This window comes from Knoellia sp. S7-12, from assembly GCF_040518285.1.
Lineage (GTDB): Bacteria > Actinomycetota > Actinomycetes > Actinomycetales > Dermatophilaceae > Knoellia.
Genome location: NZ_CP155449.1, coordinates 1,082,544 through 1,106,491, shown reverse-complemented (window position 1 = coordinate 1,106,491; position 23,948 = coordinate 1,082,544). Strand labels below are relative to the sequence as shown.

The window sequence follows — 23,948 nt, the reverse complement described above, 5'->3', positions numbered from 1 at the left end:
TACTTCTGTGTATGCCGTGAGTGGCGTTGGTGTGTAAAACCTTGAGTCTGTGCGCAGTTGCGCCCAGGCTCAGGCGTCGTCGCCACCCGTGGCGACGTCTGAGGTTGCCTCGGCCGCGGGTGCAGCGTCGGCGGGGGTCTCCTCCGTGGCCTCGGCCTCGGCCTCGGGTGCGGCAACAGCCGGACCCTCGGACTCGACCTTGGCACGCAGCGCGTCAACGACCCGAGCGGTCTGCGACAGCGGCGCGGCAAAGAGGTAGACAGCCTGGGTGAGCGACGCGTTCATGGCGCCGGCCAGCTTGGCGAGGAGCACCTCGCGGGACTCGAGGTCCGCGAGCTTGGTGATCTCTTCGGTCGTGAGCGCCTTGCCGTCAAGCAGGCCGCTCTTGATCACGAGGAGGGGGTTTGCCTTGGCGAAGTCACGCAGGCTCTTGGCAGCCTCAACCGGGTCACCGTCGACAAAAGCGATGGCGGACGGTCCCACGAACTGGCCGTCGAAGGCCGTGACTCCGGCCTCCTTGGCGGCGAGCTCGGTCAGCGTGTTCTTGACCACGGCGTAGGTCGCGTTGCCACGAAGGGCGCCACGAAGCTCGGTGATCTGTGCCACCGAGAGCCCGCGGTACTCCGTCAGAACGGTGGCGTTGGAGCTACGGAACTTCTCCGCGAGCTCGGCGATCGCCGCCGTCTTGTCTGCACGAGACATTCGGGCCTCCTTCCGTCGGTACGACCAGCGGTGAAGGCCACGTGAAACAGATCGAGCCCCGGCGCAGGGCGCGGGGCTCGTGTCTCATGCTGTCGTGAACGACGCATGTCTTCGAATCTCGTCCTGCGCTGGTTGCCCGCTCTCGCGGAACCTTCGATCTGGTGCGGGTGCACCAGACAACCGGCGGTCTTTGGTCAAGGGACACAGTAGACGGGCGATGGCCCGGCCACCAAATCGGCTCGCCTCTGATCGACCTTGTGCCCCGCTGGGACAACTCGGTGGCGCTCGCCGTCCCAGCGGGGCACGAGGTCGATATTTCAGCTGGCGGCGGGAGTGGGCATGGTGATGGGACCGACCTGGTCGGCCGGCGGCTGCGCGATGTCGACCTTCTTGCCCCAGTCGGCGTAGGTGACCTTGATCGACTGGTCCGCGACCTTGGTCGAGATGGTGACGGGGCGGTCTTCCTTGTCGAGGACGTAGGTCATCGTCAGGGAAGAGGCCGAGGCGCTCGGCGACGGGCTCGGGGTGGGCGTGGTGCCCAACGCCTTGGCTGAGTCGACGGTGAACTCGTAGGTCGTGTTGTCTCCGTCCTTGGACGTGACCGTGGCCTGCGTGCCCTTGAGGTTGTCGGCCATCTTGGTCGGGTCGCTGATGCCGCCCTCGGCGATGCCCTTGAACATCTGGCTGATCGGGTCAGTGGCATTGGGGTCGATCTTGACCCACGGCTTGGCCTGCTCGGGCAGGCCCTTGAGGTAGACGAAGTCGCCGACGGCGATGATCTCCATTTCAGAGCCCTCGACCGGGACCTTGGTGTGCTGCTGGAGCTTGCCGTCGACGTACTTGAAGTCGCCCGTTGCCTTCTCGCCCCCGGTGTCCATGGTCATCGTGCCGCTGCCGGCCTTCTCCATGGCGGCGACCATGCGCTTGGCGAGCTCGCCGGCGTCGACCTTCTCGCCAGCGTCGACACTCTCGCCCTGTGCCTGGCTCGTGCCTGCGTCGGAGTTGCCCTCGGAACCACAGGCGCCGAGCGCGAGCAGGCCCGCGAGGGCGAGTGCAGCACCGCTGGAGCGGCGCATCGAGATCTTCATGGAATCCCTCCCAGTTGAGTCCCTCGAGACTAACTGCGTGGCACCGCCGGCCTCGAATGCGGCTGACCCATGAGCCTCTCGGAGCAACGCACGAGGCCCCACCCGAAACGGGTGAGGCCTCACGTGCGCTTCACCGGCAAGCGGCGTTGGGGCGGTTCACATCATGTCGGAGAAGGACGCGACCTTGTCTGCGGGCGGGGCCACGACGTCCACGGGTGCTCCCCACCCTGAGTACGTCAGGGTCATGGTCGATTCCGCGCTCCCGGAGAGCTCGATCTTCGTCGGCAGGTTGTCCGCCCCGATCGTCTGGCGCACGGTGATCGGCTTCATCGCCGCGGACGGCGTGGGCATGGGCTCGTCGCCCATCCCCATGTCCTCGAGGCTCTTCTTGGCCATCTCCAGCTGCTGCTGCGCCGTCAGGGTCGCCTCGTAGGTCGTCGTGCCGTCCTTGACCTCGACGACCTTGGCCTTGAGCCCCTTGATGTTGGCGAGACCGGTGGTCGGGTCGGCCGACTCCGCCATCTGCGAGAGGAACGGAGCCATCATCTTGCTCATGGGGTCGTCAGCGTTGGGGTCGATCTTGATGAACGTCTTGCCAGCAGGCAGGTCGGGCATGCCGCCCATGTACATGGCCCCGTCGACAAACAGGATGGTCGCCTTCTCGCCCTCCATCGTGGCCTCGATCTTCATGGCCGTGGTGTCACCGTCGACACGCATCTGACCGGACATCGCCCCTTCGGGTGTCTCGCCCGTGAAGGCGTAGGACTTCTTGGCCTTCATGGCGGCAGCCGTCTCCGTGAAGACAGCAGACAGGTCGACCTCGTCGCCGACCTTGGTCTTGGGCGCCTCCGCGGCGGGCTTGGAGCTCGAGGAGGACTCGGTTGAGGTGCCGGCCTTCTCGGAGCCGCACGCACCGAGCGTCGCGGTGATGGCGAGCGCTGCGAGGGCAGCGCCGAACGAGCGAGTGATGACAGTCATGGGGTCCCCTGCGGCGTGAGTGATGGCCGCAGTGTGCGGCCACACCAGTTTAGTCAACCCCACAGACGAAGCGCCCCCCGTTCCGAGAGAACGGGAGGCGCTTCGTGTGCGAAGAGGCAATCAGGCGTCGGCCTGGCCATCCTCACCGAGCAGGTTGCGGGTCTTGGTGAAGTCCAGCGGGATGCCGGGGCCCATCGTCGTCGACATGGTCGCCTTGCTGATGTAGCGACCCTTCGACGAGGCGGGCTTGAGGCGGAGGATCTCCTCGAGCGCGGCCGCGTAGTTCTCGACGAGCTGCTTCTCGTCGAAGGAGGCCTTGCCGATGATGAAGTGGAGGTTGCTGTGCTTGTCGGCACGGAACTCGATCTTGCCGCCCTTGATGTCGGTCACGGCCTTGGCCGTGTCCATCGTGACGGTGCCGGTCTTCGGGTTGGGCATGAGGCCACGCGGACCGAGGACCTTGCCGAGGCGACCGACCTTGCCCATGAGGTCAGGAGTGGCGACGATCGCGTCGAAGTCGAGCCAGCCGCCAGCAACCTTCTCGAGCATGTCGTCGGAACCGACGAAGTCGGCGCCGGCGGCGCGGGCGGCCTCAGCCTTGTCGCCATTGGCGAAGACGAGGACGCGAGCGGTCTTGCCCGTGCCGTGCGGGAGGTTCACGGTGCCGCGAACCATCTGGTCGGCCTTGCGGGGGTCAATGCCGAGACGCATGGCGACCTCGACGGTCTCGTCGTACTTGGCCTTGGCGCCGGCCTTCGCGAGACGCACGGCCTCGACCGGGGTGTAGGCGGCGTCGGCGTCGATCTTTTCCGCGGTGGCGCGGTAGCTCTTGCTGCGCTTCATTTCTGCTCCTGATGTGTGGTGCTGGAGTTGTGGTTCGGACCTGCGCTGGCCCTCCCACGGCTTCACTCAGGTGAGTGAAGCCTTTCGGTATGCCGACCGCTCACCTACGCGGGCGGCATACCGAATGCTTGTGCTTGAGGACCGTCCTCAGAGGGCGGTCTCAATGCCCATCTGACGAGCCGTGCCGGCGATGATCTTCATCGCGGCATCGATGTCGTTGGCGTTGAGGTCGGGCATCTTCTGCTCGGCGATCTCGCGCACCTGGTCCTTGGTCAGCTTGGCGACCTTGGTCTTGTGCGGCTCGCCGGAGCCCTTCTGGACGCCCGCAGCCTTCTTGATCAGCTCGGACGCCGGGGGCGTCTTCGTGATGAAGGTGAAGGAACGGTCTTCGAAGACGGTGATGACGACGGGGATGATGTTGCCCCGCTGGTGCTCGGTCGCAGCGTTGTAGGCCTTGACGAACTCCATGATGTTGACGCCGTGCTGGCCGAGGGCCGGGCCGACGGGAGGAGCCGGGGTCGCCGCACCAGCCTGAATCTGCAGGTTGATGTAGCCGGAGACCTTCTTGCTCTTGGGAGGCATGCTGTTTTTCCTTTATCTGGTTGGTGGGCCCACGCCTTGGGCGATGACCCGGTTGCAGTACTGACGAACCGTCAGAGCTTGGTGACCTGGCTGAACGACAGCTCGACCGGGGTCTCCCGGCCGAAGATGGAGACGAGAACCTTGAGCTTCTGGCCCTCGGCGTTGATCTCGGAGATCGTCGCCGGCAAGGTCTCGAACGGACCGTCCATGACGGTGACCGACTCGCCGACCTCGAACTCGACGAGCGGGGCTGCGGGCGCGGAGCCCGAACCGGAGCCGGCGCCACCCGTGCCGGCGGCAGCAGCCGCCGCAAGCTCGAGCTCGGCCGGCTTGATCATCGTGTAGACCTCGTCGAGGCTCAGCGGCACCGGCTGGTGCGCGTTGCCGACGAAGCCCGTGACGCCGGGCGTGTGGCGCACGGCGCCCCACGACTCGTCGGTGAGATCCATGCGCACGATGACGTAGCCAGGCATCCGGACCCGGCGAACCAGCTTGCGCTGACCGCCCTTGATCTCGGTGACCTCTTCCATGGGGACCTCGATCTCGAAGATGAAGTCCTCCATGTTGAGGGACTGGATCCGCGTCTCGAGGTTGGTCTTCACACGGTTCTCGTAACCCGCGTAGGAGTGGATGACGTACCAGTCACCGAACTTCGCGGCGAGGTCTTCCTTGAAGGCCTTGATCGGGTCGACGTCGGTGGGGATGACGTCGCCATCCTCGTCGGACTCGGTGGTCGCAGCCTCGAGCGTGCTCTCGCTGCCCTCGGAATCCGACGTGTCGTCATCCGCGGTGCCGTCATCCGCAGTGCCGTCATCCGCGGTGGTCTCGCCGGACCCGTCGGCCTCGGTCTCGCCGCGGACGCCGGAGTGGTCGCTGCCGATGGTCTCGGAGGACTCGGTGTCCAGCAGCGCCGGGGCAGAGTGGCCGAGGAACAGCGACTCGCGGTCGGCGGCGCTCTCGACGTCGTCGAGGGCGGAGATCTCGGGGTCGCGAGGGGTCGACTCGGCGTCCTGGGACGTCGTGTGGTCGGACACGTGCGGACCTACTTCCTGTGCAGCGTTGAGTTCAAAAGTGGTGAGGGCGCGACCTCTCGGACGCACCCAGGATCAGCCGCCGTTGCCGAAGACGAAGGCGACGACCTTGCCGAAGCCGTAGTCCATGCCGGCCACGAGCGCCATCATCACGGTCACGAAGACGATGACGACGAGCGTGTAGTTCCACAGCTCGGAGCGCGTCGGTCGGACGACCTTGCGCAACTCGTCGAGGATCTGGCTGATGAACAGACCCAGAGACCCGAAGAGCCGCGACACGGGGTTGCGACCGTCGCCCGAGCTCTTGCTCGCACTCCGAGAGTCGCGAGACTCGCCCACTTCCGTCACAGTTCCTCTTCTCCGAAATGATCTGAACCTGCAGGGCAGGAGGGACTCGAACCCCCAACCGCCGGTTTTGGAGACCGGAGCTCTACCAATTGAGCCACTGCCCTAGGAACGCACCTGCTGGGACGGTGGTTCCGCAGGTGACAACAGGCATGACGAATCATGGTGCGTCACCGAGGAGTCAGCATACGTGACGCCCCGGTCCGACGCGAAACGCCGGACCAGGGCGCCCGTTGGGCGATCAGCTCTCAGCCGCGCGACTTCAGCTTTGCCGTCCCCCAAAGGAGACGGTGATCCGAGGTGGTGCAGTGGTTCGCCTCGTAGTCGTCAACGGTTTCCCCGGGCTTCTCACCGTTGCAGGTCTGCTCGGTACCACCTGATGGCCTGGTGTCGCGTTCGGAGACGAAGATGTAGTCGATCTTGCGACCCCCCTTCGTGGCGAGACCGGCGCGCGCGGTGGTGCCCTCCCCGGCCATCTGGTGCAGTTCACGGAACGGACCCACGGCCCCTCCACCCCCCACGCCGTACATGTGGTCCATCGCGCCGTCCTGGGGGTTGCTGTTGAAGTCACCTCCGACGATCACGCGGTGTCCGTTCCCGATCCACGTCGTGCTCTTGGCTCGGATATCACGAGTGATCTTCGTGCGCACGCCGTCCTTGTCCTCCCCCGCCGCAAGGTGCGTGGAGCACGCGCGAGTCGACCGGCCGGCGTAGCGGAAGGTCACGCAGGCCAGCCCGTAGCGGTGGCCAGCGTCCTTGACCAGCGTCGGGTTGTTCTTGCCGGCTTCGTTTCCACCGGTCCACACCACTGCTTCACCGATCTTCTGGCCCTCGCCGCACTTGGGATGGGTCTTGCGGGGACGGAAGTTCGCATGACCCATGTCGTTGATCTGTGGGAGAAGGCTCTCGCAGACCTCCTGCAGCAGGACGACTTCAGGGCCGTCCGTCGCTGCGACCTTCGCCTTCACTGCATCCAATGCTCCTTGCTCCTTCTCCAGGTTGTGGGTGATGATCCGGATGGAGCCGGGCGCCGCCTCGGCGGGTGGTGCGTTCGTCGTGGCGGTCACCCCGATGGCCCCGGTCAGGGCGATGCCGGCGGCTGCCAGCCCAGCGACGTGGCGAACTCTCGAACGTGTCATGTCTCTCCCGGTGGCACGTGGAAGCCGCGTCTCGGCCCCCTGCCCGACCACCGTCCCAGCCCCCGACGTCTCGCACCATGGGGAGGTCTGCCCTTCGGCGGTCCGGTTCTGGGACGATGGTCCGGTGACTGAGCAGACCACCCTCGCCCCCCTGTCGTCTCTCTCCCCCGCGGACCTCGAGGTCTTCCTCGAGAGCCAGCGCACGGCATACACCGATCTGCAGGGAGCCGGGCTCAAGCTCGATCTCACGCGCGGCAAACCGTCCGCCGAACAGCTCGATCTCTGCAACGAGCTCCTCGAGCTACCACAGGGGCACACGGATGCCAATGGCACCGACGTGCGCAACTACGGCGGCCTCTCCGGACTGCCGGAGCTGCGGGCTATGTTTGCGGACCTGTTGTGGGTCGAGCCGGAGCAGGTCGTCGCAGGCGGCAACTCGAGCCTGACGATGATGCACGACTGCCTGGTCCAGCTCTTGCTGCACGGTGGACCCGACTCCCCGCGGCCCTGGTCGCAGGAGGAGACGGTGAAGTTCATCTGCCCCGTGCCCGGCTACGACCGCCACTTCACGATGCTCGCGTCCTATGGCATCGAGATGCTCAGCGTGCCGATGAACGACGACGGCCCGGACGTGCAGGCCGTCCGCGAGCTCGTCAAGGACCCGGCCGTCAAGGGCATCTGGATCGTGCCGACCTACGCCAACCCGTCGGGCGGCACCTGCTCCCAGGAGGTCGCGAGCGCCCTGGCGTCGATGGAGACGGCCGCCCCGGACTTCCGGATCTTCTGGGACAACGCCTACGCCTTCCACCACCTCACCGAGGACGAGGCCAAGAGCGCGGACATCATCACCCTGGCGTCCGGCTCGGGCCACCCCAACCGTCCGCTCATGTTTGCGTCGACCTCCAAGATCACCTTCGCCGGTGCCGGCGTCGCGTTCCTCGCGGCGGCACAGGCCAACGTCGACTGGTACCTCGGCCACCAGCAGTACGCCTCCATCGGCCCGGACAAGGTCAACCAGCTGCGACACATCCAGTTCTTCGGCTCGGCCGATGGCGTGCGCGAGCACATGACCCGCCACCGCGCGATCCTTGCGCCGAAGTTTGCGGCGGTCGACGCGGCGCTGCAGTCGGCGCTCGCGGGCCGTGAGGTGGCGACCTGGTCGAAGCCGTCGGGCGGCTACTTCGTCAACCTTGACGTCCTCGACGGCACGGCATCACGCGTGGTCGAACTCGCCAAAGCTGCCGGGATCGCGCTGACCCCGGCAGGGGCCTCCTTCCCCAAGGGGTTCGACCCCCACGACCGCAACATCCGACTGGCGCCGTCCTTCCCTGTCCTGGCCGAGGTCGAGACCGCCATGACCGGCGTGGCGACCTGCGTCCTGCTGGCCGCCGCCGAAAAGCTCTCGGGCGTGCAAGGCTGAGGCATGAGCGACCAACCCGGCACTGAAAGCTTCGACGACGAACTGGGCTCGGTGAGCCTGGACGACGCTGTGGATGCGGGCAGCGGCCAGCCCGACCTGCTCGACTCCAGTGAGGGCGACAACCTGCCCACCACTCCCCCGGATCAGCAGTCTCGCGCCACCGAGTGGGGCACGACGGCCTCCGAGCAGGCTCAGGGAGATTCGATCGACCAGCGGATCGCGCAGGAGGACCCGGACCCCGACTCGGCCTATGGCGCACCGGACAACGAGTCCGGTCTCGACGGACCAGCAGACGTGGGCGGCGACGACCCAGACGCGATCCCGGCATCCGAGGACTTCCTCGGCGATCCGAGCGAGGACGTCGACGGTGGCTCTCTCACGACCCCCGACGAGGGCGCGCGCGAAGACGACGAGAGTTCCCTCGTGGGCACTGACGACACCGGCTCCGGCTCGGGCGATCCCGAGTCGGGCGAAGAGTCGGCCATGCGCATCGTCGAGGAGTGAGCACGACCCCTTCCACCTCGGGCACCCCGCGCGACACTGCGACGCTGCCCAAGGCGCACTTGCACCTTCACTTCACCGGGTCCATGCGGATCGAGACCGTCCGCGAGATGTCAGCAGCTCACGGGCTGCGGCTCCCGTCCTCGCTCGAAGCGGACTGGCCGGTGACCTTCGAGACCCGCGACGAACGTGGGTGGTTCCGCTTCCAGAGCCTGTATGACGCGGCGCGGGCCTGCGTGCGAGGCGAGGCCGACATGCGTCGGATCGTGCGTGAGGCGGCCCTCGACGACGGCGCGGAGGGATCGCGGTGGCTCGAGATCCAGGTCGACCCGACGTCCTACGCACCCTTCGTCGGCGGGATCACTCCAGCTCTCGAGATCGTGCTCGACGAGGCTGCCGCGGTGTCCCGTGAGCCCGGCGCCGCGCAGGTGGGTGTGATCGTCGCAGCCTCGCGCATGCGCCACGAGCTCGAGTCGCGCACCTTGGCCCGCCTTGCTTCTCGGTATGCCGGTGAGGGACCGGGTGCCGTCGTGGGCTTCGGTCTGAGCAACGACGAGAGGCGTGGGGAGACGGAGTCCTTTGCGCCGGCTTTTGCCATCGCGCGGCGGGCGGGCCTGACGCTGGTGCCGCACGCCGGCGAGCTGTTGGGGCCGGATGCTGTCGAACGAACCTTGACGTCGTTGCAGCCCGATCGGCTGGGGCACGGGGTGCGGTCGGTCGAGGATCCACGGACCCTGGATCGGCTGGTGGCCGATGGTGTGGCCCTGGAGGTGTGCCCCGGAAGCAACCTCTCGCTCGGGGTCTATGACGAGCTGGAGGACGTGCCGCTGCGACAACTCGTCGACGCGGGAGCGACTGTGGCGCTGGGGGCCGATGACCCGTTGATCTTCGGGTCGCGGCTGCAGGCGCAGTATGAAGTGGCTCGGCTGCTCGCGTTCACCGACGCCGAACTGGCCGAGCTCGCGCGCGGGTCCCTGCGGGCGTCGCGCGCACCGGCAGAGGTGCGGGAGACGGCATACGCCGACATCGACGCCTGGCTGACGGCCGACCCGACCTCGTCGGACGACCGAGCCGCTCCCGGGTCGCAGGCCCCGTAGGGGTCCCCACAGAAGTGTCTTTGCTTCACAGCGCGATGCAAAGACACCCCCATTTGCTCCAAGCCCTGACGCAATGGGGGGTGCCTTTGCATCGAGAAGTGAAGCAGAGATGGGAGTTGTCCACATGGGGGCGTGAGAGCGCGTGGTTGTCCACGAAGGGGCGATTGACTCCGGCGCGGTGGGATGCGAACGGGGACTGTCGCAACATGACTCCGCAACAGCGAGAAGCGAAACGACAGGCGGATCTGGACGATGCCGTCCGCAGACTCACGGTGGCCGATGCAGTGGGGCTGGCGCTGCGCGACCATCGCCGGCGACTGAGGTTGTCGCAGCGGGCCTACGCGGCCTGGCGTGGGCGACCGCCGTCCTCGATCGCGCGGTTGGAGCCCGCTGCAGGCAGTCTTCGTCTCGACGACGTGGTTGAGGTTCTCGAGGGCACCGGCTACACCGTGGCCCTGGTGGCACGCGCGGACGGCGACGAAGAGGGCGCGATGGCCACCGTCGTCGACCCCGGGTCATGGCCTGTGACCGAACTGCTGGCGCGCGTCCGCGACGGGAGTCGGCGGTTTCCGGCACACCACGAAACCGAATCCGTCATCAACCCGCCGCGGTGGTGGTGGCACAGGGAGTTCTTCGTCGGCAAGGGCCAGAGCCCGATTGGTACGCGCCGCGACCCGCGACTGGCCTCCAGACGCGCGAACACGACGCAACCTGAGGTGACTCCTGCAGCACATATGGGAGCAAAGGCGTTCCAGAACGGGAAGTTCGACGCCAAGGCCTTGCTGTCCGAGGCCAGCGAGCCCGGCGGCACCCATAGGTTGGGGTGATGCAGACCTCTCCGACCGGCACCGCACCGCCGGATCACGACCCGGGGTCAGGGCTCCTGGACATGGCCGCCAGGATCGGCGGGCAGGTGCTCGCCGCAGTCTTCGGGTTGGCTGCCCGACTGCGCGGCACCCGTGCGTTGCACCCGATCGGATTCTGCGGCACCGGAACGTTGACGGTGCAGCCCAAGGGACGCAGTGGGGTGGCGCTGCTCGATGAGCCTGGGCCACACGAATGCCTCGTCCGTTGGTCGCGGGCCACCGGGATGCGTGAGGGACCAGACCTCGAGGGCCTCGCTGTCCGCCTGCAGGGTCCCGCCGCCGGGGACGTGCTCCTGGCGTCGACGGGCACCGGCGTGGTGACCCGCCACGTGCTCACGGTGCGCCGGCGGCACGACCACGGCCCCCTCACCACCCTGCTCCCACTGAGCACACCGCTCGGTCCTCTCCTGCTGCGCCTGGACCCCCTGACCCCCGGTGACGACCCGCCGACCGCCTATCGACTTCTCGTCTCTGCGCCCGGGCATGCGTGGCACGAGCGAGGCCGCCTCGACATCACGTGGACCGACCACGACTGCACGCACAGACACTCGCCCGTCGGACACCCTCCTGCCGGCACGTGGACGCACCCGCTGTGGGCGCGACTGCGTGAACCTTCGTATGCCGCGTCCCAAGGTGTTCGTGCCGAACCCGAGGAACCGCGTGACTGAGTCCCGGACCGAGGCCGAGGAGCACCCGGACCGCTGGCTCGTGGTCAACGGTCGTCGTTGGCGACGGCAGGACCCGGAGCTGCCGGCCGAGGTCGCGGAGCAGCTGTTGTCACACCTGGGCCGAGGTCGCTCGGGGGTGCGGGCCCTGAAGACGGCGGGCGAGGACCCGGCCCCGGCACGTCGGCGGGTGGACCTCGCCAAGCACGGACTCGGCGAGCGCGGCACGCCGTGGTGGGAGCAGGACGGACCGCAGCGCCGTCGCCGCTGGGAGGCAGCGTTGACCGACCTCGACGCACTGGACGACCTCGATGGATGACCCAGGTCTCCCGGCACCCGAACGCGGCCTGCGGGTGCTGCTGCTTGCCGACACCCACGTGCCCGTCCGTGCCCGCGACCTGCCGGCACAGGTGTGGGAGGCCGTCGACGCGGCCGACGTCGTCATTCACGCCGGCGACTGGATGAGCCCTGCCCTCCTCGACGGCCTCGAGGCCAAGGCGGCCCGACTTGTCGGGGTGTGGGGCAACAACGACGGCCCCGAGCTGCGTCGCCGGCTTCCCGAGGTGGCCCGGGTCGAGCTCGGTGGCATGGCGTGGGGCGTCGTCCACGAGACCGGCGCCAGGGCACGGCGCGAGGAACGCATGCGGGCGGCATACCCCGATCTCGATGTCCTTGTGTTCGGGCACAGCCACATCCCGTGGGACACCGAGCACGCGGGCCTGCGCCTGCTCAACCCCGGCTCCCCCACGGACCGGCGGAGCCAGCCGCACTGCACCTATCTCACCTGCACGGTGGGTGGCGGCGCCATCACCGAACTCGAGCTGCACAAGCTGCCGCCCCGCACACCTCGACCCTGACGGCAGCTAGCCGGTGAGGAAGTCGAGCCGGACACTGCGGTCGTGGTTGTCGACGTTGAGGTCGACGAGGCAGATGCTCTGCCACGTGCCGAGGGCGAGGCGACCTCCCTCGACCGGGATGCTCGCGTAGGGCGGGATGAGGCCCGGCATGACGTGCGAACGACCGTGGCCCGGGCTTCCGTGCCGGTGGCGCCACCTGTCGTCGGCCGGCAGCAGGTCGGCGAGCGCCGCAAGCAGGTCGTCGTCCGAGCCGGCCCCGGTCTCGATGATGGCGATACCCGCCGTCGCGTGCGGGACGAAGACGTGCAGGAGTCCGTCACCAAGCTCGCGCACGATGTCCGCGCATCGGTCGGTGAGGTCGAGGACCACGTCCTCTCCCCCGGTCCGCACTTGCAGGGTGATGGTCTTCAAGAGATCTCCTCAGAGGTCGTGACCGACGAAGACGGGCTCGTTGACGAGCGTGACGCCGAATCGATCGTGGACCCCGTCGCGCACCTGACGGGCGAGCGTCGCGACATCGGCCGCGGTCGCCGATCCACGGTTGGTGACCGCGAGCGTGTGCTTCGTCGACAGGGCCGCCGGACCCGGCATACCGAAGCCCTTGCCGAAGCCGGCCTTGTCGATGAGCCAGGCGGCGCTCGTCTTGACCGCGCCGCTCGCGTCGGAGAACCGCGGCGGTGCCGGAGCCTCGGCACCGAGCTCTGAGCGAACCCGCTCCTCCAAGGACTCGAAGCGGTCCGCCGACATGATCGGGTTGGTGAAGAAGGAGCCGCAGCTCCACGTGTCGTGGTCGGCCGCGTCGAGGACCATGCCCCGGCGGCGACGCTGCTCGAGCACCGCCTCGCGGGCGTCGCCGAGCGGCACGCGTGCACCGATGTCGACGCCGAGCCCGGCGGCGAGATCGGCGTAGGCGATCGGCTGCGACAGGTCAGCCACGACGAACTGGAACGTCACGTCGAGCACGACGAAGTTCGAGCTCGACTTGAAGAGGGAGTGCCGGTAGGTGAAGTCGCACTGCGAGGCGCTCATGGTCCGCACCTCCTGCGTGCCGCGGTCCCAGACCCGAACCCGGGCGATGGTCTGGGAGACCTCCTGCCCATAGGCGCCGACGTTCTGCACCGGGGTCGCTCCGGTCGAACCGGGTATGCCGCTCAGCGCCTCGATGCCGGACCAACCTTCTGCGACGGCTCGGGAGACGAGGTCGTCCCACACCTCGCCGGCGGCGACGCGCACCATCGCACCCCCGCAGTAGTCGACCGACTCGGGCTCGATGCCCGAGGTCGCAACCTTGACGACAGTGCCGGCGAAGCCGCCATCGGCGATGACGAGGTTGGACCCACCACCGAGGACGAGCAACGGCTCCTGCGCGTCGTCGACCTCGCGGACGGCGTCGACGAGTTCGTCGATGGTCTCGACGACGACGAGTCGCTGCGCGGGGCCACCCACCCGCATCGTCGTGTGTTCGGACAGCGGGGCGTCGTGGGACTCCTGCATCAGTCGAGCTGGATGACGGCCGTGCACCGACCGAGGACCTTGGCGCCGCCGCAGGTGACGGTCACGTCGAGGGTCGCGCGACGCGTCTCGGAGTCCACCGCCTTGACGATGCCGTCGATGACGATGTCGGCTCCGGTGGCGGGAACGACGACCGGCTTGGTGAAGCGCGAGCCGAACTCGAGGACGCGGCCCGCTTCTCCGGCCCACTGCGACACGACCGAGCCGGCTGCGCCCAGCGTCCACATGCCGTGCGCAATGACGTCGGGCAGTCCGACGGACTTCGCGAAGTCTTCGTCCTGGTGGATGGGGTTCCCGTCACCGGAGGCGCGGGCATAGGCGACCAGGGTGTCGCGACCGACGGGCACGGTCACGGGCCCGAAGACGTCACCTGCTTGCGTCTCTGCAGCTGTGCGGACAGTCACTTGTCCTCGCCTCCTCGGACGACGATCGTCGACGTCGACGTGCACACGGGCTCGCCGGCCGCAGTGAGCTCGGTCCGGGTCGTGATCATCGCGTGGCCACCAGCCATCCGGATGGAATCCACGGTGGTCTCACCGTGGAGCTCGTCGCCGGCCGTGATCGGGCGGTGGTGGACGAAGCGCTGCTCCCCATGGACGACGCGGTTGTAGTCGATGCCGGCCTCGGGATCGACGATGTAGGCGCGGTCGCAATGCTGGGCGATGGCCACGGCCAACGTCGGAGATGCGATGACATCTGCGTAGCCAGCGGAACGGGCCACCTCGGCGTCATGGTGCACGGGGTCATCCGAGCCCACCGCATCGGCGAAGGCAGCGATCTGGGCTGCGCTCACGGCATACGGACCGCTTGGAGGATAGGTGCGCCCCTCGAAGGCGACGTTGACGGTGGGACTCTCGCTCATGCGCACACTCTAGAGACTGGGGAACGACGAAGCCGCCCGGCACCGTGAGGTGGGGCGGCTTCGGAGCGAGACGCTGGGGTCAGCGGGTCTCGCGGTGCTCGGTGTGCTTCTTGCAGCGCGGGCAGAACTTCGCCAATTCGAGCCGGTCGGGGTCGTTCCGACGGTTCTTCTTGGTGATGTAGTTGCGCTCCTTGCACTCCGTGCACGCCAGGGTGATCTTGGGGCGGACGTCAGTGGCCTTGGCCATCGGGGCAACCTGCTCTCGAAAAAGTGATCGTGGTGTGAAGTGTGTGTCTCGGTGTGTCAGCGTGTCGCACCGTGGTGTTCACGCGACGACCAGCACAACAGAGTACGCGAGTCCGGGTATTCCCCGAAATCGCGCCGAGTAGCGGGAGCGGGGCTCGATCCCGCGACCTCACGATTATGAGTCGTGCGCTCTAACCAGCTGAGCTACCCCGCCTTGGGGGTCGGAGGTCACCACGCTTGTGATGACCTTGACCAGAGCCCCCTGTCGGAATCGAACCGACGACCTTTTCCTTACCATGGAAACGCTCTACCGACTGAGCTAAGGGGGCGTTTCAGGCACCGGGTCAGACCCGGGCTGAGTGCGTCGGGAATGCTACACGGACACCTGCGCGGTGGTGAAATCCGGCCCACGAGGGCGCGATCTCGGCCGCCTCCGGTCACCCGGGGAGGCTGATCACGGTCATCCCCGGGGACGTCGCCGGGAGGTCCATCGCCGCGAGCGCCACGCCGGCTTCCTCCAACGCAAGGACCTCGCCGACCAGGCGATCGGGACGCAGCGTGCCGTCCTCGACCAGGGCCAACATCGCGGCGTATTCGTGTGCGGCCATGCCGTGGGAACCGTAGATCTCGAGCTCCTGCGCGATGACGCGGTCCATCGGCAACGGGGGCGTGGAGGCTGCGCCGAGCAGCAGGCCGACCTGGACGTGTCGACCTCGGCGTCGCAGGCAGCTCACAGATGCGACGGCGGTTGCGGGGGTGCCGAGCGCGTCGATCGAGACGTGCGCACCGCCCTGGGTGATCTCGCGGATCATGGCGGCCGTGTCGGCGTCCTGGCCGGCGTGGACGACGTGCTCGGCGCCGAGTTCCTGGGCGCGGTCCAGTGCCGCGTCGGAGATGTCGACCGCCACGACGCGGGCACCCAGGGCCTGGCCGATCATCACCGCTGACAACCCGACCCCACCGCAGCCATGGACCGCCAGCCAGTCGCCGGGGCGAAGCCGGCCGTGTGCCGTGATCGCCCTGAATGCGGTGGCGAAGCGGCAGCCGAGAGATGCTGCCGTGACGAAGTCGATGGACTCCGGCAGCGCCACGAGGTTGATGTCGGCCGCGCGGATCGCCACGCGCTCGGCGAACGATCCGGGCCCGGTGAAGCCCGGCTGCGTCTGGTCGGGACACACCTGTGCGTCACCCGCCCGGCAGTAGTCGCACACCCCGCAGCCGCAGACGAACGGGACGGTGACTCGATCCCCCACGCGCCAGTTCCTGACGTCGTCGCCGACCTCGGCGATCGTGCCGGCCAGCTCGTGTCCGGGGATCTGCGGCAGAGGCACCGGGTCGTGGCCCTTCCAGGCGTGCCAGTCCGACCGGCAGACGCCGGTGGCGCGGACCGCGATCACAACGCCGTCCTCGGGGCAGTCGGGCTCGGGCAAGTGGCGTAGCGTCGGGATCTGTCCGTGACGCTCGTAGGCGACGGCTCTCATCACGCGGTCACTCTCTCGTCGGGCGGGTTCGGTCGGTCTTGGCGCGTCAGCCTGCCACGACGGTCAGCGCACCAGCGACGACCGATCATTGACACCAACTTGCTGACAGCGGGTGGGGATCGGGGGAGGATGTAGGGATGGGTCTTTGCGCGCGTTCGCGTGGCACTGCCGCCGTCGTCGCGGCTGCGATGAGTTGCTCGGTCCTGCCCTGGACCACTGCGGGTGCCACCGTCCCCGACACCCGGGTGGTCGCGGAGCCGACAACGTCCGAGAGCACTTCTCCTCCCGCGTCGCCCACCGAGGACGAGGTCCTTGAGGCGCAGGCGGCGGCTGCAGCCGTGGCCAAGCAGGTTGCCGACATCACCACAAAGGTGGAGCTGGCCGGGGCCCGCCTGCTGGCGCTGCAACGCGGGGTCGCCGCGTCGGTCGAGGCCGAAGAGCGAGCCCGACAGCAGCTCGCCGACGCAGACGAGGGCCTGAAGCAGGCGAACGCACAGCTGGTGACGGCCCTCGGCGACCGCGACGACGCCGACCGGGCGCTGTCCTCGACAGCTGCCGACATGTACATGCAGGGCGGTGCCCTGCACGACCTCGCCACCCTCCTTCTCGCTCCCCCGGCCCTGTTGTCCGACCTGGGGGTGGTGCTCGAGCATCAGGCGATCGACGCCCGCGAGACAGTGGCTGCGGCCACATCGGCGGCAGCGGACGCTGCCTCGCAGGAGCGCCGGCTCGCCGCGGCCCGGGCGAGCCGCGCGAGCGCTGTCGAGGCGGTGGTCTCGTCGCGTGCCGACGCGGAGGCGCAGGCCGCGTTGGCCGGGGCGGAGGCGGCGACACTGGGGGCGCAGCAGGAGACGCTCACCACGCAGCTGGCCCGCCTCGAGCAGGGTGCGGCGGACCTGGTCGAGCAGCGCGAGGCCGCCGCGCGACTCGCCGAGACGGGGCTGATCGGCGTGCAGGCCGCGGGCGGGTCCGAGAGCGGACCGGGGGCCGCCCGAGAGGTCGCGGGTGCGATGCTCGCGGCCTACGGGTGGGGGTCGACCGAATTCTCCTGCCTTGACGAGTTGTGGCACGGCGAGTCGGGGTGGAGCTGGAGCGCCACGAACTCGTCGTCCGGGGCCTATGGGATCCCCCAATCTCTCCCGGGCTGGAAGATGGCCAGCGCCGGAAGCGACTGGCTCACCAACCCGGCGACGCAGATCAGGTGGGGGCTGGACTACATCGACGGAAGGTACGGCTCGCCGTGCGAGGCCCACTCGCAGTGGCTCGGACGTTCGCCGCACTGGTACTGAGCCCGAGCGTGGCCGCCATGGGTCCGCGGTGGCGCTCCCGGGCCACCCGCGTGCGACCGGCCACCACCAGCGACCGACCAGTGGCACGCTGGCACCATGAGCGACGACAGATCCCGACCGGACGACCTGGCAACCGCGGAGCCCGACGAGGCGGAGGAGCAGGTGCGCACCTTCTGGGACCTCGCCCGCCTGCATGCCCACATCAGTGCGGTGCCGACCTACTTCGGGCCGACGCCGCTCGACTCGGTCCCACCGCCGACGTGGGCCTTCGGCGCCTCCGCCGAGCAGGCAGACAAGCTGCTGGGCCTGGTGCTCGACGGCACGAAGACCGCCACCGCCAGCGCCCTCTGGGACTACGAGGCCGAGGGTGAGCAGCTCCCGGAGCAGGGCGCCCTCAGCATCGTGCTCGACGGCTCCGGCCGGCCGCGGGCCCTGCTCGAGACCAGCGAGGTGGCCGTCGTGCCCTTCGACGAGGTCGACGAGGAGCACGCCCGTCTCGAGGGCGAGGGTGACCTGTCGCTGGCGCACTGGCGCGCCGTCCACGAGCAGTTCTTCACCGCGGAGGCCACCCACGAGCACGGTTTCAGGTCCGACATGCCCGTGGTGTGCGAGCGCTTCCGGGTCCTCTACTCCGACTGACGGGACCGAGGCGGGCGGCTGACCCGACGCCTGATCCGCAAAGCGGCGCTCAGGTGCGGATGATCCGCCGCTCGATGGCGGCGGCGACCGCCCCGGCGCGCGTGTCCACCGCCAGCTTGGCGTAGATGTGCGACAGGTGGCTCTTCACGGTGGCCTCGGAGACGAACAGCTCTCGCGCCATCTCCTTGTTGCCCAGGCCTCGCGAGAGCAGCTCGAGGACCTCCACCTCGCGCTCCGTGACGGCGTCGCGCCCTCCTGGCGCGGCGCGCCGGACCACCGTGGCCGCCACCGTCGGGGCCAGCACGGTCTCACCCCTCGCCGTGGCACGGATGCCGGCGAACAGGTCAGCCGGGGGTGCGTCCTTGAGCAAGTAGCCCCTCGCGCCCGCCTCCAGTGCCCGCAGCACGTCGGCATCGGTGTCATAGGTCGTCAGCACGAGCACTTCCGGCGGGTCCGGCTGCGCGCGCAGTGCCGCCGTCACCCGGGCCCCGCCCTCACCCTGCCCGAGGTTGAGGTCCATGAGGACGACGTCGGGTCGCTGGGTCCGGACGACCACCGCCGCGGTGGCCGCGTCGCCGGCCTCCCCGACGACGGTGAAGTCGTCCTGGCCGTCGAGCAGGGCCCGCAGGCCGGCCCGGACCACCGGGTGGTCGTCGACGAGGACGATGCGCACGGTCACTGCGCACCCTCCCCGCCACCCGTGGGGAAGGCGACCGAGACGGTCGTCCCCTCCCCCGGCGCGCTCTCGATGGTCGCCCGACCACCGAGGCCTTCGGCACGACGGCGTATGCCGGCCAGTCCGGTCCCGCGACCGTCGTGCGTTCGCAGGTGCTCGGGGTCGAAACCGCGCCCGTCGTCGCGGATGTCGAGCCTCAGCTCGTCGTGCTCGTAGGTGAGCGACACGACCACGCGCGTCCCCTCCGAGTGCTCGACGGCGTTGGCCACAGCGCCCCGGGCGGTGCGGACGACGGCGGACGCGACCTCCGGAGACAGGGGCGCCGCCGGGCCATGCACCCGCACCTCCCCGATCAGCGTGTGGGCTCCCTGGATGACCACGCGTCGCACCGCCTCGTGGAGGTCCTCGGGCGCCCCGCCGTCGAGCCCGACGGGGGCGAGGTCGCGCACGACCTGCCGCACCTCGTCGAGCCCGTCACGAGCTGCGACGGCCGCGCTGCGCACGTGCTGTCGCGCCGCCTCCGGCTGCCGGACCCACTCCTGCTCTGCGGCCTGGAGGAACAGGTTGATGCTCGACAGCCCTTGGCCGACGGAGTCGTGGATCTCACGCGAGATCCGGGTCCGCTCGGCGAGTGCACCGGCGGTGCGTTGCGCGGCGACGAGGTCGGTCTGCGCCGCCGAGAGCTCGTCGAGGAGGCGCTGGCGCCCAGCCGCCACCCGGTCGAGGGTGCGGAACGCGACCACGGTCAGCCCGGCCATCGCCACGGGCCCGGCCACGAGGGCGGGGTCGAAACCATCGGTGATCCGCAGCCAGGCCACGCTCACGAGGACAGCCATGAGCGCGACGACCGTTGCGGCATACGGGAAGGACAGGCTGCGCAGCACTGCGAAGGCGACGGCGACCGCCACCCACGCGAACGACGGCGCGACGAGCGTGAGGGCACCCCACACGATGACGAGGACGACGACCCTGGCGGTGGGAACCCACGTGGCGGGGTCAGCGGGTCTCGCGAGCGCGAGGAGGCCGAGGAGCGCCGCGCCGGCGACGACACCCCAGCCCTCGACGTGGAGCCCGTGCCGAGAGACATAGCGGACCGCGCAGGCGACGAGGAGCAGGACGAGGGCCGCGTCCAGCCACCGCTCGAGCCGCACCACCGGCGCGAGGACGCCCCGCGCCGCGGGTTCCTGTGGTGTCCGCCCGAAGGCAACCGCATCCATGATGCGTGCAGCCTAGGACTGCCTGGGGCGGCGCGGCATCATCCGATCGGCTATTCGACGATGGCCGATTGCCCGTCGCGTGTGCACGTCGGGCGGGTGGAGAGTGGAGATCAGCCAGGTCGCCTGCACCGACGGGCGACTCACTCCGAAAGCCGAGGAGAAGTGTGATGACCTTCCGTCCCACCCGTTCGATGGCGGCGCTGCTCGCCGCTGCCGCCCTGCCCGCTGTGCTCGCCACCACCGCAGCCCCGGCCACCGCGTCTGTGGGCATGTCTGTGGCCACGTCCGAGTCCGGTCGCCCGTCGACCTACACCCTCACCGGTGACGCCGGCGGCTCGAAGTTCGAGGGCATCGGCGTCGACCCGAGACGGGGCACCTTCTATGTCAGCGAGGTCACCGGCGGCGAGATCCATCGGGGCGTGGCCGGATCCGCGGCGACTGAGCAGTGGCTCGCGGGTGACGGCACCGACGGGCGCCGGACAGCGCGCGGCATCACCACCGACGACGCGGGTCGTGTCTATGTGGTTGGCGGTCCCAACGGCATCGACGCAGCGACCGGGCTGGACAACGGCCGGCCCGACGTGTGGGTCTACTCGCCCGAGGGCCAGCTCCTCGCCGCCCTGCGCCTGCCCGGAGACAACGGCTTTGCCAACGACGTCGCCATCGGACCGGACGGCGCGGCATACGTCACGAACTCCAATGCGCCGCAGGTGTTCCGGGTCGCCCGCGAGGGTGGCGCGTGGCAGGCGGAGCTGTGGTCGGACGCGAGTGGCATCATCGAGCAGCGCCAGGGCTTCAACCTCGGCGGCATCGTCCTCACTGCGGATCGCAGCGCCGTCGTGGTCGCCCAGGGGACGACCGGCCAGTTGTGGCGATTCGCCACTGCTGACGGGTCGGTGACGCCGGTGGCCACGGGTGGGGCCGACCTGACGAACGCCGACGGTCTCGTCCGAGAAGGCTCGCGCCTGCTCGTCGTGCGCAACTTCTCGCGGATGCTCGCAACCCTGCGCCTGGCTGCGGATGGGCGAAGCGCCACCCTTCTCACGCAGGAGGCGACCGATCCGTCCCGCGTCCTCACCACCGCGAAGGTGTTGCGCGGGCGCGTCCTCTTCGTCGACAGCAAGTTCGACGAGACCGTCGCCGCACCGCCCTACGAGATCGTCACCGATCCGTTCGCGGGATGACGTGCTCCGTATGCCGCATCGCTTCCGTGCCGCCGCGGCTGCCACGATCGTCGTGGTGGCCGCGGCAGCCTGCACGGCAGAGCCGTCGACCGACCGCCCAGTCAGCTCATCAAGCCCCGGGAGAACCGTGAACGCCTCGCCCGACCCTTCGACCGACACCGACGCCACGACCGGCGCCGACAGGGCGGCCCTGGACCGGCAGCTGCGGGACGCGGCGTGGCCCGGTGACGCCGCCCTTGCGGCCCGGCTCATCGAGCGGGGAGCCGACGTCAACGGCAAGGACGAGACGCAGCAGTCGGCCTACCTCATCGCGACGAGCGAAGGCCATCTCGAGCTCCTGCGTCTGACCCTGCGGCATGGCGCGAAGGTCGACGACAAGGACAGCTGGAACGGCACGGGTCTCATCCGTGCCGCCGAGCGCGGACACGCCCTCGTCGTCGGCGAGCTCCTGCAGGCCGGCATCGACCGTGACCACGTCAACCGCATCGGCTACCAGGCGATCCACGAGGCGGTGTGGCTCGGTGAGGACACCGCGGACTACGTCGACACTGTGCGCGTCCTCGTGGCCGGCGGGGTGCAGCTGGATCGGCCTTCTGGGACGGAAGGGCTGACGCCGATCGAGATGGCGCGCGAGCGCGGCTACGGGCGGCTCGCGAGCGTGTTGGCTCGAGCGGACGAGCCGACGAGGACTTCGGGCCTCCGCCCGGACGACGCGCTCCTGCGTGCGGCCGCGTCCGGGGACGCCGACTCCGCTGCGCTGGCGCTGCGTGCCGGTGCGGACATCGAGGCACGCGACGGCCAGGACCGCACGGCGCTGCTCCTCGCGGCGACCCACGACCACGTCGACCTCGCGCGGTTGCTCGTCGCGATGGGTGCGTCCGCGGACGCCTTGGATGACCGCCATGACACTCCCTGGCTCGTCACCGGGGTGACCGGCAGCGTGGCGATGCTCGAGGCTCTGCTCCCGGCCAAGCCCGACCTGACGATCCGCAACCGCTACGGCGGGGTGTCGGTGATCCCGGCGAGCGAGCGCGGGCACGTCGACTACGTGCGCCGGGTCGTCCGGACCGGCATCAACGTGGACCACGTCAACGACCTCGGCTGGACCGCACTGCTCGAGGCGGTGCTGCTCGGCGATGGTGGGCCTCGCCACCAGGAGATCGTGCGGATCCTGCTCGAGGCGGGCGCCGATCCGACGCTCGCGGACCGGGACGGCGCCACCGCGCTCGAGCATGCGCGAGAGAAGGGGCAGACCGAGGTCGTCAAGATCCTCAAGGCGGCTGGCTGACCGCTGGGTCAGATGTCGATGGCGCTGCGGGCCTCGACGAGTGACGGGCCGTACCACGTGATCAGGCGCCCATTCACGAGACGAGTTGTGGTGCGCGAGAACGCTTCTGGCCCGTCGGTGGCGCTGAAGACGTAGGGCTCGTCCGGCAGCAGCACAAGGTCGGCGCCAGCCGCGTCGAGCTGCTCCAGATCGACGTGGGGATAACGTCCATCGACACTGGCGGTGACGACCTCGAGGCCCAGTCGAGCGAGCAGGTCGGCCGTGAAGGTCGGGTGGCCCACGACCATCCACGGGTCGCGCCAGATGGGCACAATGACTCGGGCGTGGGGCGCGGGAACGTCGCCGCTCCAGAGGCTCTCTGCCTCCGTGAGCCATGCCGGCTCCGGCCAGACGCAAGCCTCGACCAGGAGTCTGCGCATGGACGCCAGTGCCTGCGGCACGGTCTCAATGTCGGTGACCCACACCGCGATTCCCGCCTCGCGGAGGCGTACGACGTCCAGCTCGCGGTTCTCCTCCTTGTTGGCGATGACGAGGTCGGGCCGCAGATCGACGATGGCGGTGCGGTCGGGGTTCTTGGTGCCGCGCACCCGCGTCACGTCGAGATCGGCCGGGTGGGTGCACCACTCGGTTGCTCCCACGAGCGCGCCGGGTGAAGTCGCGGCCACCGCCTCGGTGAGCGAAGGGACGAGCGAGACCACACGGCATACTCCACCGTCTGGCAGGTCCACGGCGTGGCCGAGGTCGTCGCGCAGCGTGCGGCTCATCGGCAGGCCTCAGGCGCGACCGACGGCGAGGAACATCGCGAAGGTCCCTCGACCCTGGTCGTCACCACCGAGCTCCTTCTCGATCGAGCCGGCGTCCGACACGGTGACGTCGTGAAACCCGGTGGCGCGCAACCGCTCCGCGAACGCGTCACGGTCGAATCCGTGGTGGCCGGTGAAGTCCTCGTGGTGGGCGTGGAAGGCGCCGGCCCGGTCGTCGTCGAGCTCGACGATGGCGACCCAGCCACCGGGGACGAGGATCGCCTTGACGCGTTCCAGCAGGAGGTCGATCTCACGCACGTGGTGGAGCGCGAGCTGGGCCCACACCCCGTCGAACCGGCCATCCGGCAGCGGATCGGTGACGAGATCCAGCCGCTGCGCCGTGAGCCTGTCGGCCGACCCGGCCTGCTCGATGTTGGCGCGCGCGACGTCGACCATGCCCGGCGACGCGTCGGTGACGAGGACCGCCGCAACGTGGTCGGCGAGCGAGAGGCTGAGCTGACCCGTGCCGCCCCCGATCTCAAGGACGCGTTCGGTCCCGGTGAGGGCCAGCGCACCCTTGAGCAGGTCGGCCGTGGCACGGGCGCGCTCGATCTTGGCGGGGTCGGCATCCCAGGTGCTGGCGGCGTCGTCGAAGTGGCCGTGCTCGCTGGGGCTCATGTCTGTCACCCTGCCACGT

The 23,948-nt window shown here is 69.1% G+C and carries 29 protein-coding genes and 3 tRNA genes; 11 read left to right on the top strand and 21 right to left on the bottom strand.

Annotation, left to right across the window (positions count from 1 at the left end):
- Positions 1–69: 69 nt before the first annotated feature.
- The 9 genes from rplJ to V6K52_RS05260 all read right to left on the bottom strand — a co-directional run bounded on the left by rplJ (position 70) and on the right by V6K52_RS05260 (position 6,708).
- A complete protein-coding gene (rplJ, locus tag V6K52_RS05300) occupies positions 70–702 on the bottom strand; it encodes a 50S ribosomal protein L10 (protein ID WP_353952848.1) in 633 nt (210 codons plus the stop codon).
- A 317-nt stretch (positions 703–1,019) separates the two neighbouring features.
- Positions 1,020–1,790: a hypothetical protein gene (locus V6K52_RS05295; protein WP_353952847.1), complete on the bottom strand. Its 771-nt coding sequence runs from the start codon at positions 1,788–1,790 to the stop codon at positions 1,020–1,022.
- A gap of 156 nt (positions 1,791–1,946) precedes the next feature.
- The gene (locus V6K52_RS05290; RefSeq protein ID WP_353952846.1) at positions 1,947–2,768 is read right to left on the bottom strand and encodes a hypothetical protein; all 822 of its coding nucleotides are present in this window, start codon (positions 2,766–2,768) and stop codon (positions 1,947–1,949) included.
- 120 nt (positions 2,769–2,888) lie between these two features.
- Entirely contained in the window at positions 2,889–3,611 is a 723-nt protein-coding gene (gene rplA, locus V6K52_RS05285; RefSeq protein WP_353952845.1) for a 50S ribosomal protein L1, read from the bottom strand.
- A gap of 147 nt (positions 3,612–3,758) precedes the next feature.
- Complete coding sequence (gene rplK, locus V6K52_RS05280; RefSeq protein ID WP_353952844.1) at positions 3,759–4,193, bottom strand: 50S ribosomal protein L11; 435 nt, start codon at positions 4,191–4,193, stop codon at positions 3,759–3,761.
- Positions 4,194–4,264: 71 nt separating this feature from the next.
- Positions 4,265–5,227, bottom strand: a complete 963-nt coding sequence (gene nusG / locus V6K52_RS05275) for a transcription termination/antitermination protein NusG (protein ID WP_353952843.1) — start codon at positions 5,225–5,227, stop codon at positions 4,265–4,267.
- 72 nt (positions 5,228–5,299) lie between these two features.
- Positions 5,300–5,563 (bottom strand): preprotein translocase subunit SecE, encoded by a 264-nt coding sequence (secE, locus tag V6K52_RS05270; RefSeq protein ID WP_353952842.1) that lies wholly within the window; start codon positions 5,561–5,563, stop codon positions 5,300–5,302.
- 40 nt (positions 5,564–5,603) lie between these two features.
- Positions 5,604–5,676: transfer RNA gene (locus V6K52_RS05265), tRNA-Trp, on the bottom strand.
- A 141-nt stretch (positions 5,677–5,817) separates the two neighbouring features.
- Entirely contained in the window at positions 5,818–6,708 is an 891-nt protein-coding gene (locus V6K52_RS05260; protein ID WP_353952841.1) for an endonuclease/exonuclease/phosphatase family protein, read from the bottom strand.
- 124 nt (positions 6,709–6,832) lie between these two features.
- Between V6K52_RS05260 and V6K52_RS05255 the strand changes: the two genes are divergently transcribed.
- The 7 genes from V6K52_RS05255 to V6K52_RS05225 all read left to right on the top strand — a co-directional run bounded on the left by V6K52_RS05255 (position 6,833) and on the right by V6K52_RS05225 (position 12,114).
- Positions 6,833–8,128, top strand: coding sequence for an aminotransferase (locus V6K52_RS05255; protein ID WP_353952840.1), 1,296 nt, complete (start codon positions 6,833–6,835; stop codon positions 8,126–8,128).
- Between the two features lie 3 nt (positions 8,129–8,131).
- The gene (locus tag V6K52_RS05250) at positions 8,132–8,632 is read left to right on the top strand and encodes a DUF5709 domain-containing protein (protein ID WP_353952839.1); all 501 of its coding nucleotides are present in this window, start codon (positions 8,132–8,134) and stop codon (positions 8,630–8,632) included.
- Positions 8,629–9,726: an adenosine deaminase gene (locus V6K52_RS05245; RefSeq protein WP_353952838.1), complete on the top strand. Its 1,098-nt coding sequence runs from the start codon at positions 8,629–8,631 to the stop codon at positions 9,724–9,726. The genes V6K52_RS05250 and V6K52_RS05245 overlap by 4 nt, the downstream gene beginning before the upstream one ends.
- Positions 9,727–9,932: 206 nt before the next feature.
- On the top strand, positions 9,933–10,553 hold the full coding sequence (locus V6K52_RS05240) for a hypothetical protein (RefSeq protein ID WP_353952837.1): 621 nt from the start codon (positions 9,933–9,935) through the stop codon (positions 10,551–10,553).
- On the top strand, positions 10,553–11,260 hold the full coding sequence (locus V6K52_RS05235) for a hypothetical protein (protein ID WP_353952836.1): 708 nt from the start codon (positions 10,553–10,555) through the stop codon (positions 11,258–11,260). The genes V6K52_RS05240 and V6K52_RS05235 overlap by 1 nt, the downstream gene beginning before the upstream one ends.
- The gene (locus V6K52_RS05230; RefSeq protein ID WP_353952835.1) at positions 11,253–11,576 is read left to right on the top strand and encodes a 2-polyprenylphenol hydroxylase; all 324 of its coding nucleotides are present in this window, start codon (positions 11,253–11,255) and stop codon (positions 11,574–11,576) included. Before V6K52_RS05235 ends, V6K52_RS05230 begins: the two co-directional genes overlap by 8 nt.
- Positions 11,569–12,114 (top strand): metallophosphoesterase, encoded by a 546-nt coding sequence (locus tag V6K52_RS05225; protein WP_353952834.1) that lies wholly within the window; start codon positions 11,569–11,571, stop codon positions 12,112–12,114. Before V6K52_RS05230 ends, V6K52_RS05225 begins: the two co-directional genes overlap by 8 nt.
- A 6-nt stretch (positions 12,115–12,120) precedes the next feature.
- Here V6K52_RS05225 and V6K52_RS05220 read toward each other — a convergent pair whose 3' ends face one another.
- The 8 genes from V6K52_RS05220 to V6K52_RS05185 all read right to left on the bottom strand — a co-directional run bounded on the left by V6K52_RS05220 (position 12,121) and on the right by V6K52_RS05185 (position 16,215).
- Positions 12,121–12,525, bottom strand: a complete 405-nt coding sequence (locus V6K52_RS05220; protein WP_353952833.1) for a secondary thiamine-phosphate synthase enzyme YjbQ — start codon at positions 12,523–12,525, stop codon at positions 12,121–12,123.
- 9 nt (positions 12,526–12,534) lie between these two features.
- A complete protein-coding gene (locus tag V6K52_RS05215; RefSeq protein ID WP_353952832.1) occupies positions 12,535–13,608 on the bottom strand; it encodes a UDP-N-acetylmuramate dehydrogenase in 1,074 nt (357 codons plus the stop codon).
- The gene (locus V6K52_RS05210) at positions 13,608–14,030 is read right to left on the bottom strand and encodes a MaoC/PaaZ C-terminal domain-containing protein (protein ID WP_353952831.1); all 423 of its coding nucleotides are present in this window, start codon (positions 14,028–14,030) and stop codon (positions 13,608–13,610) included. Before V6K52_RS05210 ends, V6K52_RS05215 begins: the two co-directional genes overlap by 1 nt.
- Positions 14,027–14,488, bottom strand: coding sequence for a MaoC family dehydratase N-terminal domain-containing protein (locus V6K52_RS05205; protein WP_353952830.1), 462 nt, complete (start codon positions 14,486–14,488; stop codon positions 14,027–14,029). The genes V6K52_RS05210 and V6K52_RS05205 overlap by 4 nt, the downstream gene beginning before the upstream one ends.
- A gap of 79 nt (positions 14,489–14,567) precedes the next feature.
- A complete protein-coding gene (rpmG, locus tag V6K52_RS05200) occupies positions 14,568–14,735 on the bottom strand; it encodes a 50S ribosomal protein L33 (protein ID WP_009776014.1) in 168 nt (55 codons plus the stop codon).
- A gap of 139 nt (positions 14,736–14,874) precedes the next feature.
- Positions 14,875–14,948 (bottom strand) — tRNA-Met (locus V6K52_RS05195).
- 42 nt (positions 14,949–14,990) lie between these two features.
- Positions 14,991–15,063: transfer RNA gene (locus V6K52_RS05190), tRNA-Thr, on the bottom strand.
- A gap of 108 nt (positions 15,064–15,171) precedes the next feature.
- On the bottom strand, positions 15,172–16,215 hold the full coding sequence (locus tag V6K52_RS05185) for a zinc-dependent alcohol dehydrogenase family protein (RefSeq protein WP_353953721.1): 1,044 nt from the start codon (positions 16,213–16,215) through the stop codon (positions 15,172–15,174).
- A gap of 137 nt (positions 16,216–16,352) precedes the next feature.
- On the opposite strand from V6K52_RS05185, the gene V6K52_RS05180 reads away from it, so the two are divergent.
- Complete coding sequence (locus tag V6K52_RS05180) at positions 16,353–17,504, top strand: hypothetical protein (RefSeq protein ID WP_353952829.1); 1,152 nt, start codon at positions 16,353–16,355, stop codon at positions 17,502–17,504.
- Between the two features lie 96 nt (positions 17,505–17,600).
- Positions 17,601–18,143: an ASCH domain-containing protein gene (locus V6K52_RS05175; RefSeq protein WP_353952828.1), complete on the top strand. Its 543-nt coding sequence runs from the start codon at positions 17,601–17,603 to the stop codon at positions 18,141–18,143.
- A 49-nt stretch (positions 18,144–18,192) separates the two neighbouring features.
- Here V6K52_RS05175 and V6K52_RS05170 read toward each other — a convergent pair whose 3' ends face one another.
- Together V6K52_RS05170 and V6K52_RS05165 are read right to left on the bottom strand one after the other, a co-directional pair.
- Positions 18,193–18,822, bottom strand: a complete 630-nt coding sequence (locus V6K52_RS05170) for a response regulator transcription factor (protein ID WP_353952827.1) — start codon at positions 18,820–18,822, stop codon at positions 18,193–18,195.
- Positions 18,819–20,036: a sensor histidine kinase gene (locus V6K52_RS05165; protein ID WP_353952826.1), complete on the bottom strand. Its 1,218-nt coding sequence runs from the start codon at positions 20,034–20,036 to the stop codon at positions 18,819–18,821. The genes V6K52_RS05170 and V6K52_RS05165 overlap by 4 nt, the downstream gene beginning before the upstream one ends.
- Positions 20,037–20,203: 167 nt before the next feature.
- On the opposite strand from V6K52_RS05165, the gene V6K52_RS05160 reads away from it, so the two are divergent.
- Together V6K52_RS05160 and V6K52_RS05155 are read left to right on the top strand one after the other, a co-directional pair.
- Positions 20,204–21,220, top strand: coding sequence for a gluconolaconase (locus V6K52_RS05160; protein WP_353952825.1), 1,017 nt, complete (start codon positions 20,204–20,206; stop codon positions 21,218–21,220).
- 10 nt (positions 21,221–21,230) lie between these two features.
- Entirely contained in the window at positions 21,231–22,508 is a 1,278-nt protein-coding gene (locus tag V6K52_RS05155) for an ankyrin repeat domain-containing protein (protein WP_353952824.1), read from the top strand.
- 8 nt (positions 22,509–22,516) lie between these two features.
- On the opposite strand, the gene V6K52_RS05150 is transcribed toward V6K52_RS05155, so the two are convergent.
- Positions 22,517–23,272: a helical backbone metal receptor gene (locus V6K52_RS05150; protein WP_353952823.1), complete on the bottom strand. Its 756-nt coding sequence runs from the start codon at positions 23,270–23,272 to the stop codon at positions 22,517–22,519.
- Between the two features lie 9 nt (positions 23,273–23,281).
- Positions 23,282–23,929 carry a class I SAM-dependent methyltransferase gene (locus tag V6K52_RS05145; protein ID WP_353952822.1) on the bottom strand — a complete coding sequence of 216 codons (648 nt, stop codon included), beginning with the start codon at positions 23,927–23,929 and terminating at the stop codon, positions 23,282–23,284.
- Positions 23,930–23,948 lie beyond the last annotated feature (19 nt).

Bases quoted from the DNA above. Each gene is read 5' to 3' on its own strand.
- rplA (WP_353952845.1), bottom strand. From the start codon at position 3,611: ATGAAGCGCAGCAAGAGCTACCGCGCCACCGCGGAAAAGATCGACGCC.
- rplJ (WP_353952848.1), bottom strand. From the start codon at position 702: ATGTCTCGTGCAGACAAGACGGCGGCGATCGCCGAGCTCGCGGAGAAG.
- rpmG (WP_009776014.1), bottom strand. From the start codon at position 14,735: ATGGCCAAGGCCACTGACGTCCGCCCCAAGATCACCCTGGCGTGCACG.
- V6K52_RS05205 (WP_353952830.1), bottom strand. From the start codon at position 14,488: ATGAGCGAGAGTCCCACCGTCAACGTCGCCTTCGAGGGGCGCACCTAT.
- V6K52_RS05260 (WP_353952841.1), bottom strand. From the start codon at position 6,708: ATGACACGTTCGAGAGTTCGCCACGTCGCTGGGCTGGCAGCCGCCGGC.
- V6K52_RS05290 (WP_353952846.1), bottom strand. From the start codon at position 2,768: ATGACTGTCATCACTCGCTCGTTCGGCGCTGCCCTCGCAGCGCTCGCC.
- V6K52_RS05175 (WP_353952828.1), top strand. From the start codon at position 17,601: ATGAGCGACGACAGATCCCGACCGGACGACCTGGCAACCGCGGAGCCC.
- rplK (WP_353952844.1), bottom strand. From the start codon at position 4,193: ATGCCTCCCAAGAGCAAGAAGGTCTCCGGCTACATCAACCTGCAGATT.
- V6K52_RS05250 (WP_353952839.1), top strand. From the start codon at position 8,132: ATGAGCGACCAACCCGGCACTGAAAGCTTCGACGACGAACTGGGCTCG.
- V6K52_RS05185 (WP_353953721.1), bottom strand. From the start codon at position 16,215: ATGAGAGCCGTCGCCTACGAGCGTCACGGACAGATCCCGACGCTACGC.
- V6K52_RS05165 (WP_353952826.1), bottom strand. From the start codon at position 20,036: ATGGATGCGGTTGCCTTCGGGCGGACACCACAGGAACCCGCGGCGCGG.
- V6K52_RS05150 (WP_353952823.1), bottom strand. From the start codon at position 23,272: ATGAGCCGCACGCTGCGCGACGACCTCGGCCACGCCGTGGACCTGCCA.
- V6K52_RS05235 (WP_353952836.1), top strand. From the start codon at position 10,553: ATGCAGACCTCTCCGACCGGCACCGCACCGCCGGATCACGACCCGGGG.
- V6K52_RS05225 (WP_353952834.1), top strand. From the start codon at position 11,569: ATGGATGACCCAGGTCTCCCGGCACCCGAACGCGGCCTGCGGGTGCTG.
- V6K52_RS05180 (WP_353952829.1), top strand. From the start codon at position 16,353: ATGGGTCTTTGCGCGCGTTCGCGTGGCACTGCCGCCGTCGTCGCGGCT.
- V6K52_RS05155 (WP_353952824.1), top strand. From the start codon at position 21,231: ATGCCGCATCGCTTCCGTGCCGCCGCGGCTGCCACGATCGTCGTGGTG.
- V6K52_RS05215 (WP_353952832.1), bottom strand. From the start codon at position 13,608: ATGCAGGAGTCCCACGACGCCCCGCTGTCCGAACACACGACGATGCGG.
- V6K52_RS05295 (WP_353952847.1), bottom strand. From the start codon at position 1,790: ATGAAGATCTCGATGCGCCGCTCCAGCGGTGCTGCACTCGCCCTCGCG.
- V6K52_RS05145 (WP_353952822.1), bottom strand. From the start codon at position 23,929: ATGAGCCCCAGCGAGCACGGCCACTTCGACGACGCCGCCAGCACCTGG.
- V6K52_RS05160 (WP_353952825.1), top strand. From the start codon at position 20,204: ATGACCTTCCGTCCCACCCGTTCGATGGCGGCGCTGCTCGCCGCTGCC.
- V6K52_RS05240 (WP_353952837.1), top strand. From the start codon at position 9,933: ATGACTCCGCAACAGCGAGAAGCGAAACGACAGGCGGATCTGGACGAT.